The organism is Limnomicrobium aquaticum, assembly GCF_040545545.1.
GTDB classification, from domain to species: domain Bacteria; phylum Pseudomonadota; class Alphaproteobacteria; order Rhizobiales; family Rhizobiaceae; genus Ensifer_A; species Ensifer_A aquaticum.
The window spans coordinates 19,309-37,487 of record NZ_JBEPMB010000007.1; the positions used below are offsets into that span (position 1 = coordinate 19,309).

An 18,179-nucleotide genomic window follows, 5' to 3' on the forward strand; every position below is an offset into this window, starting at 1 on the left:
TCGTTTTATGGAGGCCATCTTGTCCCGCCCGATCCCCCTTTCCGTTCTCGACTTTGCCGTCATTGGCACTGGACAAAGCGAGGCTGCCGCTCTCAACCAGTCCGTCGAACTGGCAAGACACGCAGAAGCGCTTGGCTACCAGCGCTTCTGGACCTCAGAGCATCACAACATGGCCTCGGTCGCCTCCACGGCCCCGGATCTGATCGCGATGCGGATTGCGGACAGGACCACGTATATCAAGGTCGGCGCCGGAGGGGTCATGCTGCCCAACCACGCGCCGTTTTCCGTCGCGGAACGCTATCTGACGCTTGAGGCCTTTCACCCGGACCGCATCGATCTGGGCGTGGGCCGGGCGCCGGGAACCGATGGCGTCGCCGCCCATGCCTTGCGGCGGTCCGACGCGGCGCATTACGCGCAACAGCTTGCCGAACTCGACTGCTTTCTCCATGACGGATTTCCGGCAAACCACCCCTACGCGCAGATATCGGCGATGCCGAAAGGCGCAAGCCGCCCGAAGCTTATCGTCCTGGGTTCAAGCCTGGCCAGCGCCCAACTCGCCGCAGCACAAGGCTATCCCTTCGGCTTTGCCGGGCATTTCTCGTTGCAACTGGCAGCCTCCGCCATCCGCGCCTACAAACAGCATTTCGTGCCGGGCGCGACCGCGAGCCCCTATGCGATCCTGGCGGCCAATGTGGTTGCCGCGGACACGCAAGAGAAGGCGGAATGGGTCGCGCGCTCCGGCAAGCTCGGCTATATCCGCCATGCGCGCGGCATGCTTGGGCCGCTTCCAAGTCCTGAAGAGGCGGCGGAGCATCCCTGGATCCAGGAAGAAATCGCAGCCGCCGACGCCTTTTCAGCGGACCATATCGTTGGCGACGGCACGAGCGTTGGACAGAAACTTCGCGCGCTGGTACGAGAAACCGGAGCCGATGAGTTGATGATCAACGCGACCATCCATGGATTTGAAGATCACAAGCGCAGCCTTGAAATCATTGCCGATGTCATTGCAGCCGAACGGGTCGCAATGCGGGCCTGAATGGAGCTAGCCGATGCAGAATGAGGTTCCCGGCTCGTCGCGGCAGAAGCCGGCAGGAACGGCCGGCCGAACACGCGATGCCGGCCGGGACAGGCTGATCCATGAAGCCGTTCTCGCGCTGCTGAGCGAAGTGGGGGCCGAAGCGCTGAGCATGGAAGCCGTCGCCGCAAGGGCTGGTGTCGGCAAAGCCACGATCTATCGCCGATGGGCGACGCTTGCCGACCTGATTGCCGATGCGACGGACACGCTGGTCTTTCCAGCCAGTCCGGCCGGCGCCCGCTCGGGCTCACTGCGCAACGATCTGATCGAAAGCCTGATCGAGGCCACAGGCTGCCTCGACCCGCACCGCCAGAGGATCATTTCGACGGTTCTGGAGGCATCGCTTCGCGGCACGCACTCCGTCGAGGGGCTGCGATCGCGCTTTATCCGATGCGTCAAGACTGCCATCAACGGCGCGATCGAACGGGCCGTCGCGCGCGGCGAGCTCGATGCAAATGTAACAAGCGCAGGCTCCCCCGGCGAAGAGCCGATCCAGCTTGCGGTGGTCGTTGGGCTGCTCATCAATTTCCCGCATATAACTGGCCACCCGCTGACCCATCGCGAGTTTGAGCGCATCGTCGACGAGGCGCTTTTGCCTTTGTTGAAGCGGCCCGCATAGCGGCGCACCCACGCCTCTCCCCTTGCCCGACAGAGCATTGCCCCCTATCTTACCCCTGTCCCCAACAGGAGCCAGACCGATGAACATGATGCCGAAGACCCCGCTTTCGCCCGTCTTTGCATCCGCCTTCAAGGTTCATCATGTCCACGCGCTCCAACACACCCGCCATCACGCTCACCGGTCTTTCCGCCGCAGCGCCTGACGGTCACACCCTCTTCAAAAATCTCGACTTGAGCTTCGGCTCCGAACGCACCGGCCTTGTCGGTCGCAACGGCACCGGCAAGACGACGCTGCTGGAACTGATTGTCGGCCTTCGCGAACCGCTCGCCGGCACCGTCCAGCGGCGCGGTAAGATCGGCTATCTGCGCCAATGGCCGGACATGCCGGATGACGCGACCGTAGCGCAAGGCATCGGCCTTGCCGGCAAACTCGCCCTCTTCCGCCGCGGCCTTTCCGGCGAGGCGACAGCTGACGAGCTGGAGCAGATCGACTGGGCCATAGAGGCCGAAATGGAGGCATCGCTTGCCCGCCTCGGTCTTGCCGGCCTAGACCCGGATCACCCCTTCAAAGCCTTGAGCGGTGGCGAGCAGACCCGCGCCCGGCTGGCCGGCCTTCTCACCGATAAGCCGGATTTCCTACTGATGGACGAGCCGACCAACCATCTCGACCGCGCTGCTCGCGCCTTCATCGGCGACATCGTGGAAAGCTTCAAAGGCGGCCTCCTCATCGTCAGCCACGACCGCGACCTGCTCGACCGCATGGACCGTATCGTCGAGATCACCACGCTTGGCGTCACCGTCTGGGGCGGCAATTACTGTTTCTACCGCAACGAAAAAGTCCGCGCGACAGAGCGCACCGAAGGCGAGCTGTCCTCCGCCCGGCAGCAAGCCGAACGCACAGCCCGCGACATCGAAGCCGCCCGCCAGCGCAAGGAAAAACGCGATGCAGCCGGCAGGAAGGGCCGCGCCAGCGCCGGTCAGCCGAAAATCCTGCTTGATGCCGCCAAGGAACGCGCCGAAGGCTCTGCCGGCGGTCTCGGGCGGCTGGCATTGCGCCAGCAATCAGAGGCGGAAGAGCGTCTGACCGTCGCCAAAGACGCCGTGGAGCGCGCCCGCAAACTCGATTTCCACCTCTCCGGCGCAGAACTCCCCTCCGGAAAGATCGTTCTGTCGCTGGAAAATCTCACCGGCGGCCCGCCGCAAAACCCGCGCGTCATCGCCAGGCTCTCGCTGACCGTCACCGGGGCCGAACGCATTGCGCTGGAAGGCCAGAATGGCGCGGGCAAGACGACGCTGCTTCGCCTGATTGCCGGAGAGCTTCAGCCCGCCTCGGGCCTCATCCGCTGCCCGGTGCGGCTAGCCTATCTCGACCAGTCGGCGGCGATCCTCGATTTTGGCGCGAGCCTTGTCGACAATTTCCGCCGCCTCAATCCGGGCGCCACCGACAATGCAGCCTATGCCGCACTTGCCCGTTTCCACTTCCGCAACGAGGCGGCGCGGCTGACGCCGGCAACACTTTCCGGCGGCGAACGGCTGCGCGCGGCGCTTGCCTGCGCCATCGGCGGCGAAGACCCGGCCGGTCTTCTGCTGCTCGACGAGCCGGTGAACCATCTCGACATCGAATCAGTGGAGGCCGTGGAAGACGCGCTCAACGCCTATCGCGGCGCCTTCATCGCCGTCAGTCACGACGGCACATTTCTCGAGAACATCGGTGTTTCGCGGCGGATTTTGCTTGAAAAGAGTTCGTCGCGGCTTAATTGAAGGCCCAAGGAACAAAGACGGCACAGGCCAAGTTCTGTATCCGCAGAACTGACTTCTTGAAAGCTTCGCAATTTGGTGCGTATCATCCTGTTGCGATTGTGAATCGCAACGTGACGTGCTGTGTTTTTGGATAGAAAGGCAAACCTCTGACAACAGTACATATCAAGGGAACTGCCCCCCGCAGCCTCCCACGGAGCAAGGAAACTGGCGTCGAAGCCGCCGCCCGCGCTCTTCAACTGGTTATTGGCAGTCTCGAAGACTCCAAGGCCGAAGATATCGTCACCATCGACATTGCCGGGAAATCGGCGCTGGGAGATTACATGATTGTAGTCTCCGGGCGATCAAACCGCCATGTCAGCGCCATTGCCGATCACCTCATCACCGATCTCAAGGACGAAGGCTTCGGGTCACCCCGGGTCGAGGGTCTCGAGACGGGCGATTGGGTCCTGATCGACACGGGCGACATTATCGTGCATGTGTTCCGTCCGGAAATCCGGGAGTTCTACAACATCGAAAAGATGTGGCAGGCTCCGGATATGGAAGACGGCAGGCTGCACTAGGTCGGCGCGGATCGCGTCCTCCTCGTCGCAGTCACATGACGATGTGAGGTGGGCGTTATGCGGGTTGGACTTTTCGCTGTGGGACGGCTGAAAGCCGGACCGGAGAAGGATCTTGCGGCGCGTTATCTCGACCGCTTTGCAAAGGCCGGACCTGCCATCGGCCTGGAATTCTCCCGCGTTGTCGAAGTCCAGGAAAGCCGCCTGCCGCAGCCCGAAGGCCGCAAGCGCGAAGAAGCCGGGATGCTGGACAAGGCATTGCCCGAGGGCGCGGTCCTCATTCTGCTCGACGAGCGCGGCAAGGCGCTGGGCTCGGAGGATTTCGCCAACCTCATCGGCCGCTACCGCGACGACGGCAAGCGCGACCTGATGATCGCCATCGGCGGCGCGGACGGGCTCGACCCGGATCTGGTGGCGCGGGCCGACGCGCAGATCTGCTTTGGCAAGATGACCTGGCCGCACCAGCTCGTGCGCATCATGGCCGCCGAACAGCTTTACCGGGCCGTCACCATCCTGTCGGGCCATCCCTATCACCGGGCGTGACCGACTTCTGACACAATCCCTGAACACAAGCTTGCCGAAGGGTTGGTTCTTTAGGCTTCCGCGCCAATGAACAGGCCGGGAGCGACCAAAGGTCTCATGACAACGGAACAGGCGACACGAGGAGCAGCAACGGCGCACCGCGCCGCGTATGTGCTTGTCTTGCCGGCGCTGGCTCTTGGTCTCGTCCTTGCCCCGGTGGATATTCACAGATCCGGCGCGCAGGATGCGGCAACGGCACCCAAACAGGATCGCACGGCCGCAGGCGCCGCGCCGAATGCCGGCACCGCCGACCCGACCGCCGACCTCGCCGCCCGCCGCGAAGCCACCCGCCAGGAACTGGAAACGCTTTCCAAGACAATCACGCTCTCCGACGAGCGTGTCGAGACGCTGAAAAAGGGTATTGCCGATCTCAAGCAGAACACGGCGAGCATTCGCGACGCGCTTGTCATCTCCGCTACACGCCGCAAGGAGCTGGAGATGAAGATCGCCGAAGGCGAGAAATCGCTCGCGCGGCTGCGCTCCGACGAGACAAATGCCAAAGCCTCGTTGCATGAGCGGCGCGGCCTTCTTGCGGAAGTGCTGGCCGCGCTGCAACGCATGGGCCGCAACCCCCCGCCGGCCCTGCTGGTAACACCCGAAGACGCGCTTTCATCCGTCCGCAGCGCCATTCTGCTCGGCGCGGTCGTGCCCGGCATCCGCCACGAGACGGACAAGCTGATTGCCGACCTCTCGAAGCTCGCGGAGACGCAAAAGAAGATCGGCGACGAACGCGCCTCGCTTGCGACCCTGATGACTTCCAATCTGGAGGAACAGCGGCGCATGAACCTGCTGATTGCGGAAAACGAGAAAAACGCCGCCCAGACCGAACAGCAGCTGGCCGACGAACGGGCGAAATCGGAACAATTGGCGAAGAAGGCCGCCACGCTTCAGGACCTCATCGGTTCGCTGGAAGACCAGATCGGCTCCGTGCGCGATGCGGCTGCCGCCGCCAAGGCACAGGCCAATTCAGGGACGGCCCCCGGCCAGATGCCGCCCGATAAAAACCGCATTGCGCCCGCATATGCCTTTGCCAAGTTGACCGGCAAACTCGTGCTTCCGGCGACGGGCGAGGTGGTGCGCAATTTCGGCGATCCGGACGGTACCGGACACGTCGCCCTGGGCCTCACACTGGCAACCGCGCCGGCCGCCGTCGTGACCGCGCCGTCGGATGGCTGGGTTGTTTATGCCGGGCCGTTCCGCAGCTACGGCCAGATGGTCATCCTCAATCCCGGCGACGGCTATCATGTCGTCATGTCGGGCATGGGAGCTGTCTCTGTGCGGCCGGGCCAGTTCGTTGTGGCGGGCGAGCCCTTGGCGGTCATGGGTGAAAAAAGAGTAGCAAGTGCCGCTGCATTGGCGCTGGTCACGGACAGGCCAAGCATTTACATTGAATTCAGGCAAAACGGTAAACCGGTTGATTCCCGTCCCTGGTGGACCGCTCCACAGATTGGAAAGGCTCGCAATGATACGTAAGGCTTCACTTCTTGTCGCGGGTGCGCTTCTCGGCGCGACGGCGATGAGCGTCATCTATTCGGCCGGCGTTCCCGCCTCTGCCGCCGGCAACGCCACCTACAAGGAACTGTCGGTATTCGGCGATGTGTTCGAACGGGTTCGGGCGCAATATGTGACGCCTCCGGATGAGAAGAAGCTGATCGAAGCGGCCATCAACGGCATGCTTTCGTCGCTCGATCCGCATTCGAGCTTCATGAACGCCGATCAGGCCGCCGACATGCGCACCCAGACCAAGGGTGAATTCGGTGGGCTCGGCATCGAAGTCACGATGGACAAGGATCTCGTCAAGGTCGTCACCCCGATCGAGGACACGCCGGCCGCCAAGGCAGGCATTCTCTCCGGCGACTATATTTCCAAGATCGACGGCACCGACGTACGCGGCCTGACGCTGAACCAGGCGGTTGAAAAGATGCGCGGCAAGGTCGGTGAGGCGATCAAGCTCGAAGTCATCCGCCAGGGCGCCGACAAGCCGCTGGAATTCACCGTCAAGCGTGACATCATCGCCGTTCAGGCGGTCAAGTATCGCGTCGAGGGCGATGTCGGTTATCTCCGCATCATCTCCTTCACCGAAAAGACCTTCGATGACCTGAAGAAGGCCATGGACAAGATCCAGGCGCAGGTGCCGGACGACAAGCTCAAGGGCTATGTGCTCGACCTTCGACTGAACCCCGGTGGTCTGCTCGACCAGGCGATCGACGTCTCCGACGCCTTCCTGAACAAGGGCGAAATCGTCTCCACCCGTGGCCGCGAGGCCAGCGAAACCCGCCGCTTCGACGCGACCGAAGGCGATCTCTCGCATGGCAAGCCGCTGATCGTGCTGATCAACGGTGGCTCGGCTTCTGCCTCGGAAATCGTCTCTGGCGCATTGCAGGATCTGAAGCGCGCGACCGTTGTCGGCACGCGTTCGTTCGGCAAGGGCTCGGTGCAGACGATCATCCAGCTCGGCGACAGCGGCGCGTTGCGCCTGACGACGGCGCTCTACTACACGCCGTCCGGCCGCTCGATCCAGGGCACCGGCATCACGCCGGATATCAAGGTCGATGAACCGGTTCCGGACGATCTGAAGGGTAAGGTCGAGGTCGAGGGTGAATCGAGCCTCTCCGGCCATATCAAGGGCCAGAGCGAGACGACCGAGGGCTCCGGCTCCATCGCCTATGTGCCGCCGGATCCGAAGGACGACGTCCAGCTTCACTACGCGCTCGACCTGCTGCGCGGCGTCAAGACCGACCCGTCCTTCCCGCCGGACCCGACCAAGGTCACGATGGCCAAGTAATGCAAGCCTGCCCGGATGGAGGAACACCTCGATCCGGGCATGGCTTCCAGCCAGGCAAGAGCTATCGTGAACAGCGACTTTCATGCGCCGCTCGGACAGAATCGCAAGGGGACGTCGAAAGACGGTATCCCCTTTCGACGTATTTTGACGGGCGCAGGCTGGCTTGCCGGCCTTGTGATCATAGGCGGAATTTCGGCCTGGCCCTGGTTCTACGGCGAAAAACTGCCCGATGCACGTATGCCCGCACCGCCGAAAGAGGCAGCGACGAAGCCCTTGAACCCAGGCGGCAATCCCGGCGCCAATGTCAGCGGCCTGTCGAAGAGCCACGGTCAGGAGGGCGCCAACGTGGTCAATCAGACGATGGACGACGGCTCTGTCGTCACCACCTACTCGCCCAAGGCGCGCGACGGCTCCGGCCCGGTGATGATCAATGCCGGCAAGACGCAGGAACGCCGGTTGGCCGGCATGCCCAATCTCGATCTCATCGAAGACACACCGCAAGGGCGATTGCCCAAGATCGGCGCGGACGGCCTGCGGCCCTTCGAGTTTTATGCCCGCCCATGGTCCGGGGCGCGCGGCACGCGTATTGCAATCGTCGTCTCGGGCCTGGGCATCAGCCAGACCGGCACGATGCGCGCGGTTCGCGATCTGCCGGAAGAGGTGACGCTCGCCTTCGCCGCCAATGGCAACAGCCTTTCGCGCTGGGTTCCGGAAGCCCGCCGCAACGGCCACGAAGTATTGCTTCAAGTTCCGATGGAACCATTTGATTATCCGGATAATAATCCGGGTCCCGGCACGCTGGTGACCTCAAAGGGAACAGCGGCCAACATGGCCAACCTGCACCAGGACATGGCGCGGATGGACAGCTACACCGGCATCATGAATTATCTCGGCGGCAAGTTCCTGGCCGATCCCGATGCGCTGGAGCCGGTGATGCGCGATATTGCGGCGCGCGGGCTGATGTTCCTCGATGACGGCTCCACGGCCCAGTCGCTCAGCGGGCAGCTCGCAGGCGCGCTTTCCATGCCTCACGCCTTTGCAAGCCTGACGCTCGACACCGAAGTAAACCAGACCGCCATCCTGAAGAAGCTGGACGATCTGGAACGCATGGCGGCCCGCAACGGAACTGCGATCGGCGTCGCCGCCGGCTTCGATGAAAGCATCGCCGCCATCAAGAAATGGGTGGACGATGCGCAAGGCCGCGGGATAGAAATCGTCGGCGTTTCAGCCCTCGCCGACACACCCGCAAAGAACTGAGCAGCCCCATGAAAGAGCATAAAATTCTCAGGGCGGAAGATCTGCCCTATCGCCCCTGCGTCGGCGTCATGGTGATCAACCGCGACGGCCTCGTCTGGGCCGGACGACGCATCCCGGAAGAGAATTCCGAATATGACGGTTCGCCGCAGCTCTGGCAGATGCCACAGGGCGGTATCGACAAGGGCGAGGAGCCGCTGGAGGCCGCCTGGCGCGAGCTTTACGAAGAGACCGGCATCAAGAGCGCGAGCCTGCTGGCCGAAGCGCCGGACTGGATCAACTATGACCTGCCGCCGCAGCTCATCGGGATCGGCCTCAAGGGCAAATATCGCGGCCAGACCCAGCGCTGGTTCGCCTTCCGCTTCGAGGGCTCTGAAGACGAGATCGCCATCAACCCGCCGCCCGGCGGCCATTCCGCCGAATTCGACGCCTGGGAATGGAAGCGGATGGAGGAGCTGCCCGAGCTCATCGTTCCCTTCAAGCGGGATGTCTATCTGAAGGTCGTCGAAGCCTTCCGGCATCTCGGGGCGTGAAGCCACACACGAAAAAGGCCCCTTTGCTTATCGCGAAGAGGCCTTCTGATTTTCGGGAAAGCGCTTATTCCGCTTCGTCGGCAGATACCGCGTTGAGCAGGCCGTAGCGCTCTTCGCCGATCTTGCCGAGAAGCTCCAGCTGCGTTTCGAGGAAGTCGATATGGCCCTCCTCATCCGCCAGCAGCCCTTCGAAAAGCTGCATGGTGACGTAGTCACCGGCTTCGTAACAGATTTCGCGCGACTTCTTGTAGGAGGTGCGGGCGTCATACTCGCCAGCGAGATCAGCCTCGAGCACTTCCTTGACGTTCTGTCCGATGCGTAGCGGCGCGACCGTCTGCAGGTTGGGATGGCCCTCCAGGAAAATGATGCGGGCGACGATCTTGTCGGCGTGCTGCATTTCCTCGATCGATTCGGCACGCTCCTTCTTGGCGAGCTTCTGATAGCCCCAGTCTTCCAGCAGGCGATAATGCAGCCAGTACTGGTTCACAGCACCAAGCTCAAGGAACAGTGCCTCGTTCAACCGTTCGATGACTTTCTGGTCGCCTTTCATATGCATCTCCTCTGGATAAAAAATAGGGCCGCCCCGATTCCCGTGAATCGGTGTCCTTGACGGTCATCAAGTAATTTTACGGGAAACGTGCGGTTGAAATCAGGCAACGCGGGGATTGCGCCGTTCACGCAGCGCGGTCTTCTGCTCTTCCTCGAAGCGGCGTAGCCGCTCCATGAAATCGACCACTTTCTCGTCGGCGAAATTGCGCTTGCGATGAAATTCTTCCGTCGTCGATACGATGATATCCACGACGTTCGGGAAGCAGCCGCAGCAACGACCGCGCTTCTGCATGGCGTGATAAACCTTGCCGGGCACGATGAGCTGCCAGCAATCCTCCTCGAGAAACGCGTTGATGACATCGCGGATCTCGGTGTCGGTGATGAAATTGCAGCTACAGACCAGCATGGCAGGCGTCTCTAAACCTATCTTCTGAGCTCCACTTTAATCAAAACCGGAGAGTGCTTGTCAAGATAGATCAGGCGCTGAATTCGCAAGCTTTTGTGAACGCTGCGTCCGCACCGTGAACCAGGCGGCACCCAGAGGCATCTTCAGACCTTCAGCTCGAGTTCGGCGAAGTCCTCGGTGCCGAAAAAGCGCTTGTAACGCTCCACCTCGGCAGGTTCGCCCGTCGCCTTGCGCGGATTGTCCGATAGCTTCACCGCCGGCCGGCCATTGGCATGCGACACCTTGCAGACGACAGAGATCGGTAGAAGGCCGGGCGTGTCACGTGGCGCACAATCGGCAAAGTCATTCGTAAGGTTGGTGCCCCAGCCAAAGCTCATGCGCACACGACGTTCAAAGTGGCGGTAGGTCTTGATGATCGTTTCGACGTCGAGACCGTCGGAAAAGACGAGGAGCTTGCTGCGCGGATCGCGCCCCTTCTTTTCCCACCATTCGATGATCTTCTCGCCGCCCTCGATCGGCGGCGCGCTGTCCGGGCGGAAACCTGTCCAGTCGGCCACCCAGTCCGGCGCATTGCGCAGGAAGGAGGCCGTGCCGAAGGCGTCCGGCAGCACGATCAGAAGGTTGCCGCCATAAAGCTGGCGCCAGTCTTCCAGAACCTTGTACGGCGCATAGGTGAGAGCCGCATCGGTCTCGGCGAGCGCTGCCGCCACCATCGGCAGTTCATGCGCATTGGTGCCCAGCGCTTCGAGATCGGTGTCCATGGCGAGCAGCACGTTGGACGTGCCGGAGAAACCAGCGCCGATCCCTTCCTTGAGAGCCTCGACGCACCAGCGCTGCCAGAGGAAGGAATGCCGCCGCCGTGTGCCGAAATCGGAAATCCTCAGCGCCGGATATTGCTTCAGCGCCTCAACCTTCGTCCACATCCGCGCCTTGGCGCGGGCATAGAGCACGTCAAGCTCGAAGCGCCCGAAACCCTTGAGCGCGGCGCGCGAACGAAGCTCGTTAATGATGGCGAGAGCCGGAATTTCCCACATGGTCGTCTCGGCCCACGGACCGGAGAACGTAAGTTCATACTGACCATCACGCTTTTCCAGCTGATATTCCGGCAGGCGGAAATCGGTCAGCCACTGCAGGAAATCTGGCGAGAAAATCTGCTTGCGGCCATAAAATGTGTTACCCGCCAGCCAGATCATTTCTTTCTTGGAGAAGCGCAGCGTGCGGGCATGATCAAGCTGCTCGCGCAATTCGCCTTCATCGATCACATCGGCGAGGCGCACGGTCTTCGTCCGGTTGATCAGCGAGAATTCGACATTCACGTCCTGATATTGCTGCCAGATCATCTGCTGCATCAGCAGCTTGTAAAAATCCGTATCGAGCAGACTACGGATGATCGGGTCCAGCTTCCAGGCGTGATTATAGACGCGGCGCGCCAGATCGGTCTTGGTCATGATAGCCTCCCCGGTCGCAATCAGGCGATGATAACGCCGGCGGCGCGCATGCGGCCGACCATCGTGGCAACCGAGCCGCCAAGGTCGATGCCACGGCAGGCCTCTAGTCGGACATCCGCCTTGAAACCGAGCGAGACGGCATCGAGCGCCGAGTAGGCCACGCAATAATCCGTAGCCAACCCGCAGAGCGTCACCGTGTCGATGCCGCGCTCCTTCAGATAGCCGCCAAGGCCCGTCGGCGTCCTGTGATCGTTCTCGAAAAAGGCCGAATAGCTGTCGATCCCGGCGCGGAAACCTTTGCGGATCACCATCTCGGCCTTGGTCCAGACGAGCGCCGGATGAAACGCCGCACCCTCCGTCCCCTGCACGCAATGGTCGGGCCAGAGCGTCTGACGACCATAGGGCATGTCGATATCCTCGAACGGCGCCTTGCCCGGATGCGACGAGGCAAAGCTGGAATGTCCGGCCGGATGCCAGTCCTGTGTGAGCACGACATGCTCGAATTCGCCGATCAGCCGGTTGACGGCAGGCAGGATCGCGTCGCCATCAGCCACGGCGAGCTTACCGCCCGGGCAGAAATCGTTTTGCATGTCGATGACGATCAACGCCTTGCCGCTCATGCCACTCTCCTTGGCACCGCGAGCGCCTCGAAATCCTTGCGGATACACCAAGGTGCTCTAACATTTTGAATTTGCGTATCGAAGGGAAATCACAGTTCGCCCCGCGCCACAAGGCGCGTTCAATGAAAATTGCGCCCCTTCGGCATCACGTCCGCTGCCGGAATGTGGCGCGGCACTAACACAGGCGGCAATACGGATCCCGGTCCGGGGCCTGGAACAGCTGCCGAATCCGGCGAACCGCCCCGTCGCCAATAATCCTCGCTGCGCTTTTCACGCGGATCAATACCCGGCCGGCGCACCTCATCCGCACGCGCCAGACTATCAAGATCGGCACCCTGGGCCTCCAAAAGACCGAGCAGAGGCGAGATATCCTCGATATGCTCCGCCACGAGATGGGTGACGCCCTCCGCACTTTGTAAGCGTCCGCGTACCTTCACGAGCCGTGCGCCCATGACGACTGGCCGGAACTGCTCGAACACTTTCGGCCAGACGATGACATTCAGAACGCCCGTCTCGTCCTCCAGTGTCATGAAGATCACGCCTTTGGCGGTGCCCGGCCGCTGGCGCACGAGCACCAGACCCGCCGCCGTCAGCCGCTTGCCATTGATCGATGTCTTGACCCGCTCGGAGGTTCCAACCCCCATGCCGGAAAGCCTTTCGCGCAGGAAGGAAAGCGGATGCGCCTTCAGGGAGAGTGTCAGGTAACGGTAATCCTGCACCACATGTTCGCTGTCGCGCATCTTCGGCAGAAGAACCTGCGGCTCGGCCTGAATGTCTCCAACAACCTCCGCCCGCCCCTTCGCCGCTTCAAAAAGCGGCATGGCCTCGGCTGCGGACTTCTTGTCGAGCGCCCGCGCCTCCCAGAGCGCCTGACGCCGGTCGAGGCCCATGGAGCGGAAGCAATCGGCATCCGCCAGCCGCTCGATCGTGCTGCGCGTCAGCCCAGACCGCAGCCAGAGCGCCCGGATCGAGGGATAGCCCGCGCCGCGATGCGCCACGAGTCTTTTCATATCCTCCTCGCCAAGCCCCTTGATCTGGTGAAATCCGAGCCGGACCGCCCGCGTCGTCGCGATGACCCCCGCCATGGACCGGTGCGCCGGTGCGATGTGACGCGGCTCGAACACGGCCTCTTCCAGCGTCGAATCCCAATCCGACAGGTTCACGTCCACCGGCCTCACCTCGACACCATGTTCGCGGGCATCACGGACAAGCTGGCCTGGCGCGTAAAAACCCATCGGCTGGGAATTGAGGATGGCAACGCAGAACACATCCGGATATTTTGCCTTCAGCCAGCAGGACGCATAGACGAGAAGCGCAAAGGAGGCCGCGTGGCTTTCCGGAAAGCCGTAATCCCCGAACCCCTCGATCTGCTGGAAGCAGCGTAGCGCAAACTCGGCCTCATAGCCGTTCGCCACCATGCCGGCGACCATCTTGTGGCGGAACTCGTGGATCGTGCCGAGCCGGCGAAAGGTCGCCATGGCGCGGCGCAGTTTGTCGGCCTCTGCCGGCGTGAACCCGGCAGCGACAATGGCGATCTTCATCGCCTGTTCCTGAAAGAGCGGCACGCCGAGGGTTCTATGGAGCACAGCCTTCAACTCCTCTTTCGGATAGGTGACATCCTCTTTCCCCTGCCGCCGCTTCAGGTAAGGATGCACCATGCCGCCCTGAATCGGACCGGGCCGGACGATCGCCACCTCAATCACGAGATCGTAGAATTCCTTCGGCTTCAGCCGTGGCAGCATCGACATCTGCGCCCGGCTTTCGATCTGGAAGACGCCGATCGTGTCTGCCCGGCTGGCCATTTCATAAACAAAGCTTTCATGCTGGGGGATTGTAGCGATGGTCAGCGGCCGCTCGTAATGATTTTCCAGAAGTTCAAAGGCCTTGGCAATGCAGGTGAGCATTCCGAGTGCCAGCACGTCGATCTTGAGAATACCCAATGCATCGAGATCATCCTTGTCCCACTCCACCATGGTGCGCTCGTCCATAGCGGTCGGCATGATCGGGACGACCTCATCGAGCCGGTCTCGCGTGATGACGAAACCGCCGGAATGCTGCGTCAGATGCCGCGGAAAGCCCATGAGCGTCGAGGCATGATCGAGTACCCGGCGCGTCAGCGGATCGCGAATATCGAGACCGGCTGCGCGCGCTTCCCGTTCGCTCAATTCCTTGGTTGACCAGCCCCAGATCGCCCCAGACAGCGCCGACTGCACATCCTCCGAAAGCCCGAGTGCTTTGGCAGTCTCGCGTCCCGCCGAACGCGCCCTGTAGGTCGTCACCGCCGCCGCAAGCCCTGCGTGATCGCGTCCGTAACGATCGTAGATATATTCAATGACCTCGCTTCGCCGCCGATGCTCGAAATCGACATCAATATCGGGCGGTTCCCGGCGGTCTGGCGAAATGAACCGTTCAAAGAGAAGGTCCGTCAAACTGGGATTGACCTCCGTAATGCCGATGCAATAGCAGACGGTGGAATTGGCTGCCGATCCTCGACCTTGGCAAAGGATATTCTTTGAACGGGCAAAATTCACCAGATTGTGCACCGTGAGAAAATAGGGCTCGTATTCAAGCTTGGCGATGATCGCCAGTTCGTACTCGATCTGTCCGGCAACCTTTTCAGGAACACCACCCGGATAGCGTTTTGCAGCTCCTTCCCATGCCAACCGACGTAGCGTCTCGCTTGGTGTTTCGCCGGGAAAAGACTCGTCCGGATATTGATATTTCAGTTCATCGAGCGAAAAGCGTAGCCGTGTGAAGAAGCTCTGCGCATTCTGGATGGCATGAGGATAGTCGCGGAAAATCCGCGCCATCTCCGCAGGCCCTTTCAAATGCCGCTCGGCATTGGCGGCGAGAAGGAACCCCGCATCCGCAACCTTCACCCGATGGCGGATTGCCGCCACGATATCGGCAAGAGGACGGCGTACTGGATCGTGATAGAAGGGCTCGTTGAGCGCCACCGGGGGCACACCGCAGCTTTCGGCCAGCACCGACAACCAGCCGAAACTCAGCCGGTCATTTCCGTCATAGCGCGCAGAAAGGCCGAGATGCACGGCATCGCCAAAGCGCGCCTTGAGGCGGGCGAGAAAGGCGGCCAGCGGCTCGCTTTCCTGATCGGCCGGCGGCAGGACGATCAGCAGAAGTCCTTCGCTCCATTCCATCAGATCAGCCTCGAAGAGGCGGCAGGTACCCTTTTCGGCCCGCATATTTCCAGCGCTCAGCATGCGGCAGAGACGACCCCAGGCGGGACGGTCAATCGGATAGGCGAGGATATCAGGCGTCGTATCGCTGAAGACCAGCCGCGCGCCGGGCTTGTAGGGAAAGCCGCGCTCCTTGGCGGTCAGATGCGCTCTGACGACACCCGCCACCGTGTTGCGGTCAGCAAGGCCAAGGCCCGACAGACCTGCTGCCCTCGCGGCATCCACCATTTCCTCCGGGTGGGACGCCCCTTCGAGAAAGGAGAAATTGCTGCGCGCGCCCAGTTCTGTAAAGGCAAGTTCGGGGAAGGTTGTCATGCGAAGACCCCGTGCATGAACCATCGCGGGGGAAGCGCACCCATTCCATAAAGCCCCTCCCGATAAAGCCAGAAGCGCCGACCGCCCTGATCCTCGATGCGGAAATAATCGCGCGGGCTTGCCGTCTCACCATCGATCCACCATTCCGCCTCGATCCGCTCCGGCCCTTCCGCACGGCTGACGCGGTGGAACGTGCGCCGCCAGCGAAACGTGATCGGCGGGCCTTCCGGCACTTCGGCGATCGCCTCCACGGGCTCTGGATGGGGAAACAACCGCATGGGCCGAAGCCGCGTCGGCCAATGCGCGGCCGCCGAACCGGCCATGGCGTCGTGGCTGAAAGGAGCAAGCGCCGAGGCGCGTTCCGGAACGTGACTCTCGTTGAGGACCGGAACGCGGATCACGCCGCCGCCAAGGCGTGCCTCGACCTTGCCGACGAAATCGTCGAGCGACAGATCGGACCGTCCGGCACTGGCGAAATCCGGCTGCACCGGGTCAAGCGGCCCGGTCGCCAGAACCGAAAGCCGCACGGTCTCGAACCCGTAACCGGCATCGAAATCGTCGTGAATGGCGGCAAGGCGCTCGCGGAAAAGCCCGGCAATGCGGGCAGTGGCCTTCAGCGGTGCCGGTGCACGAACGACGATCGAGACGACCTTGCCATCGACCCGATAAAGCGTCAGCGCGAAACGGAGGCCGCCCAGACCGCGCTGGGTGAGCACCTCTTCCAGATTGCCGCCGAGATGTGCGGCCAGCGCCAGAATATCCTCCTCGCCCGTCACCGGCTCGGCCAGTTGCCGCTCAGCGGACAGGGCCGCGACCGGCAGACGCGGTGAGACCGGCTCACCTTCACGTCCCAGAGCCTGATCGAGACGGGTAAGAACATCCGGCCCGAAGCGGCGGGCCAGCGGCGCACGCGGCAGGTCCATAATGTCGCCAGCGCGCTTCAGCCCGGCCTGCGCAAGTCCGTCGAGTGTCGCAGGCCACAGCCGTAGCGCCGCCAGCGGCAGACCGCGTAGCATGGCGGCTTCCTCACCCGTGGGCAATACCTGCTGCCGGCCCGCAAAGGCCATAGCATAGGAAAGGCCGGGCGTCGCAGAAAGGGCAAGCCGTGCCTCGAAACCCATGTGAAAGAGCCGCGCCGCCAGATCGTCGAACAGCGCACGCTCCCCGCCAAAGAGATGACAGCAGCCGGTCACGTCGAGAAAGAGGGCGTTGTCGCCATGAAGGGCGACCAGCGGCGTATAGCGCCCACACCAGTCCGCAAGGCTGGCGAGCAGCCGCGCATCCGCCGCCGCGTCCGCCTCAATGACGTCGAGTTCCGGCAGGCAGGCCCGCGCCTCCGCCACGCCCTGACCAACGCGTAAACCGACGCGTGCCGCCAGCTCATCGAGGGCCGAGAGCCGCATGGCATTGCGGATGCGCGCCGAGATGACGACCGGTGGGTGCTCAGGACGCCCGGCTGAACGCCAGGAGGCGCCCCATCTGATCCGCGCGATCCGGTCCGTTGGCAGGCGCGGCAGGAGAACCGTGAGGATGCGCTGGCCCAGATGTGTGAAGAGTGTCGTGTCCGGCGGGGTAAAATTGACGGTCATCGGCGTTCCACTCCATGGTGAAGGCGAAGGGTGCGGGATTGCGGCTCTTTTCGACGGTGATGCGAAAGGCGGGATGGCCGATCGTGCCGGGGGCTGAATAGCGGCCGATGCGGCGAAGACCGGCAGGGGCGGCCTCAACGAGGAAGCGCAGCTGGGCGGAGCTTGCCTCCTCCTCGCCGGCCTGGCGCAGCAGCAGGAGCGGCAGGCGCGCCTCCCGCGCCCTCAGATGCAGCCGCCGGCTTTCCGTCAGCCCGAACTTGGCCGGATTGCCGCGCACTTCCAGAACGACCGCCGAAAAAGCCTCCGTCTGAAGGGCTGATTCTGCCACCCACAGCGCCTCATCGAGGCGGCGCGGATGGGCCGTGATGAGGCTCGACGGTGCAAGACCGAAGCTGACGAGACCGGCCGCATGGGCAAGGCCTGCCTCACGCCCCGCCTCCCGCTCGGAAATCCAGAGGATCGGCCGTTCGGGACGCACCCGTTCCTGAACGAGCGACGAGAGAGCCAGCGCAAAACCCGTGGCAGCACCTGCATCCATGGTCAGCGCCGCGCGCAATTCGCAAAGCCCGGCAAGCGACACACCGCCTTCCAGCCAGGCATCAAACGCCTCGACCCCCAGCGCCAGCCGCCCCGCCGCCGCGTCGGCGGCAGGCGGCTCGTCCAGCTTGCCGGTATGCTGGCGCCCCTCTTCAATAGCGGCGACGACCTGACGCAAGGCATGCAGGTTCGCCTTCGCCAAAGCGGCATTTGCCATGGCGTTCACTCCAAATTGTTCCTGTTATGTTCCTATGGATTCCAGAGCTTCACGCAAGAGTCAACGGGTGACTTATAAGAATTTATTCCTGATTTAACCGTGACGCGAGAAACACCTCGAAATGCGCGCTCCGAAT

The 18,179-nt window shown here is 62.5% G+C and carries 16 protein-coding genes; 9 read left to right on the forward strand and 7 right to left on the reverse strand.

Going from position 1 to position 18,179, the window contains the following annotated elements; translation table 11 throughout:
- Positions 1–19: 19 nt before the first annotated feature.
- The 9 genes from ABID16_RS18195 to ABID16_RS18235 all read left to right on the forward strand — a co-directional run bounded on the left by ABID16_RS18195 (position 20) and on the right by ABID16_RS18235 (position 9,165).
- Positions 20–1,036 (forward strand): LLM class flavin-dependent oxidoreductase, encoded by a 1,017-nt coding sequence (locus ABID16_RS18195; RefSeq protein ID WP_354557789.1) that lies wholly within the window; start codon positions 20–22, stop codon positions 1,034–1,036.
- Between the two features lie 13 nt (positions 1,037–1,049).
- On the forward strand, positions 1,050–1,694 hold the full coding sequence (locus ABID16_RS18200; RefSeq protein WP_354557790.1) for a TetR/AcrR family transcriptional regulator: 645 nt from the start codon (positions 1,050–1,052) through the stop codon (positions 1,692–1,694).
- A gap of 140 nt (positions 1,695–1,834) precedes the next feature.
- The gene (locus ABID16_RS18205) at positions 1,835–3,454 is read left to right on the forward strand and encodes an ABC-F family ATP-binding cassette domain-containing protein (protein ID WP_354557791.1); all 1,620 of its coding nucleotides are present in this window, start codon (positions 1,835–1,837) and stop codon (positions 3,452–3,454) included.
- 146 nt (positions 3,455–3,600) lie between these two features.
- Positions 3,601–4,014: a ribosome silencing factor gene (rsfS, locus tag ABID16_RS18210; protein WP_354557965.1), complete on the forward strand. Its 414-nt coding sequence runs from the start codon at positions 3,601–3,603 to the stop codon at positions 4,012–4,014.
- Between the two features lie 57 nt (positions 4,015–4,071).
- A complete protein-coding gene (gene rlmH, locus ABID16_RS18215) occupies positions 4,072–4,554 on the forward strand; it encodes a 23S rRNA (pseudouridine(1915)-N(3))-methyltransferase RlmH (RefSeq protein WP_112629711.1) in 483 nt (160 codons plus the stop codon).
- A 96-nt stretch (positions 4,555–4,650) separates the two neighbouring features.
- Complete coding sequence (locus ABID16_RS18220; protein WP_354557792.1) at positions 4,651–6,066, forward strand: murein hydrolase activator EnvC family protein; 1,416 nt, start codon at positions 4,651–4,653, stop codon at positions 6,064–6,066.
- Positions 6,056–7,378, forward strand: coding sequence for a S41 family peptidase (locus tag ABID16_RS18225; RefSeq protein ID WP_354557793.1), 1,323 nt, complete (start codon positions 6,056–6,058; stop codon positions 7,376–7,378). Before ABID16_RS18220 ends, ABID16_RS18225 begins: the two co-directional genes overlap by 11 nt.
- A gap of 66 nt (positions 7,379–7,444) precedes the next feature.
- Positions 7,445–8,635 (forward strand): divergent polysaccharide deacetylase family protein, encoded by a 1,191-nt coding sequence (locus tag ABID16_RS18230; protein ID WP_354557794.1) that lies wholly within the window; start codon positions 7,445–7,447, stop codon positions 8,633–8,635.
- A gap of 8 nt (positions 8,636–8,643) precedes the next feature.
- On the forward strand, positions 8,644–9,165 hold the full coding sequence (locus ABID16_RS18235) for an RNA pyrophosphohydrolase (RefSeq protein WP_354557795.1): 522 nt from the start codon (positions 8,644–8,646) through the stop codon (positions 9,163–9,165).
- A gap of 64 nt (positions 9,166–9,229) precedes the next feature.
- On the opposite strand, the gene bfr is transcribed toward ABID16_RS18235, so the two are convergent.
- The 7 genes from bfr to ABID16_RS18270 all read right to left on the reverse strand — a co-directional run bounded on the left by bfr (position 9,230) and on the right by ABID16_RS18270 (position 18,043).
- The gene (bfr, locus tag ABID16_RS18240; protein WP_354557796.1) at positions 9,230–9,715 is read right to left on the reverse strand and encodes a bacterioferritin; all 486 of its coding nucleotides are present in this window, start codon (positions 9,713–9,715) and stop codon (positions 9,230–9,232) included.
- 99 nt (positions 9,716–9,814) lie between these two features.
- Positions 9,815–10,120: a (2Fe-2S)-binding protein gene (locus tag ABID16_RS18245; RefSeq protein ID WP_354557797.1), complete on the reverse strand. Its 306-nt coding sequence runs from the start codon at positions 10,118–10,120 to the stop codon at positions 9,815–9,817.
- A gap of 143 nt (positions 10,121–10,263) precedes the next feature.
- Positions 10,264–11,568 (reverse strand): nicotinate phosphoribosyltransferase, encoded by a 1,305-nt coding sequence (pncB, locus tag ABID16_RS18250; protein WP_354557798.1) that lies wholly within the window; start codon positions 11,566–11,568, stop codon positions 10,264–10,266.
- A 20-nt stretch (positions 11,569–11,588) separates the two neighbouring features.
- Complete coding sequence (gene pncA, locus ABID16_RS18255; protein WP_354557799.1) at positions 11,589–12,188, reverse strand: bifunctional nicotinamidase/pyrazinamidase; 600 nt, start codon at positions 12,186–12,188, stop codon at positions 11,589–11,591.
- A gap of 119 nt (positions 12,189–12,307) precedes the next feature.
- Positions 12,308–15,700: an error-prone DNA polymerase gene (locus tag ABID16_RS18260; protein ID WP_354557800.1), complete on the reverse strand. Its 3,393-nt coding sequence runs from the start codon at positions 15,698–15,700 to the stop codon at positions 12,308–12,310.
- Positions 15,697–17,244: a Y-family DNA polymerase gene (locus ABID16_RS18265; RefSeq protein ID WP_354557966.1), complete on the reverse strand. Its 1,548-nt coding sequence runs from the start codon at positions 17,242–17,244 to the stop codon at positions 15,697–15,699. The genes ABID16_RS18260 and ABID16_RS18265 overlap by 4 nt, the downstream gene beginning before the upstream one ends.
- On the reverse strand, positions 17,144–18,043 hold the full coding sequence (locus tag ABID16_RS18270; RefSeq protein ID WP_354557801.1) for an ImuA family protein: 900 nt from the start codon (positions 18,041–18,043) through the stop codon (positions 17,144–17,146). Before ABID16_RS18270 ends, ABID16_RS18265 begins: the two co-directional genes overlap by 101 nt.
- Positions 18,044–18,179: the final 136 nt, after the last annotated feature.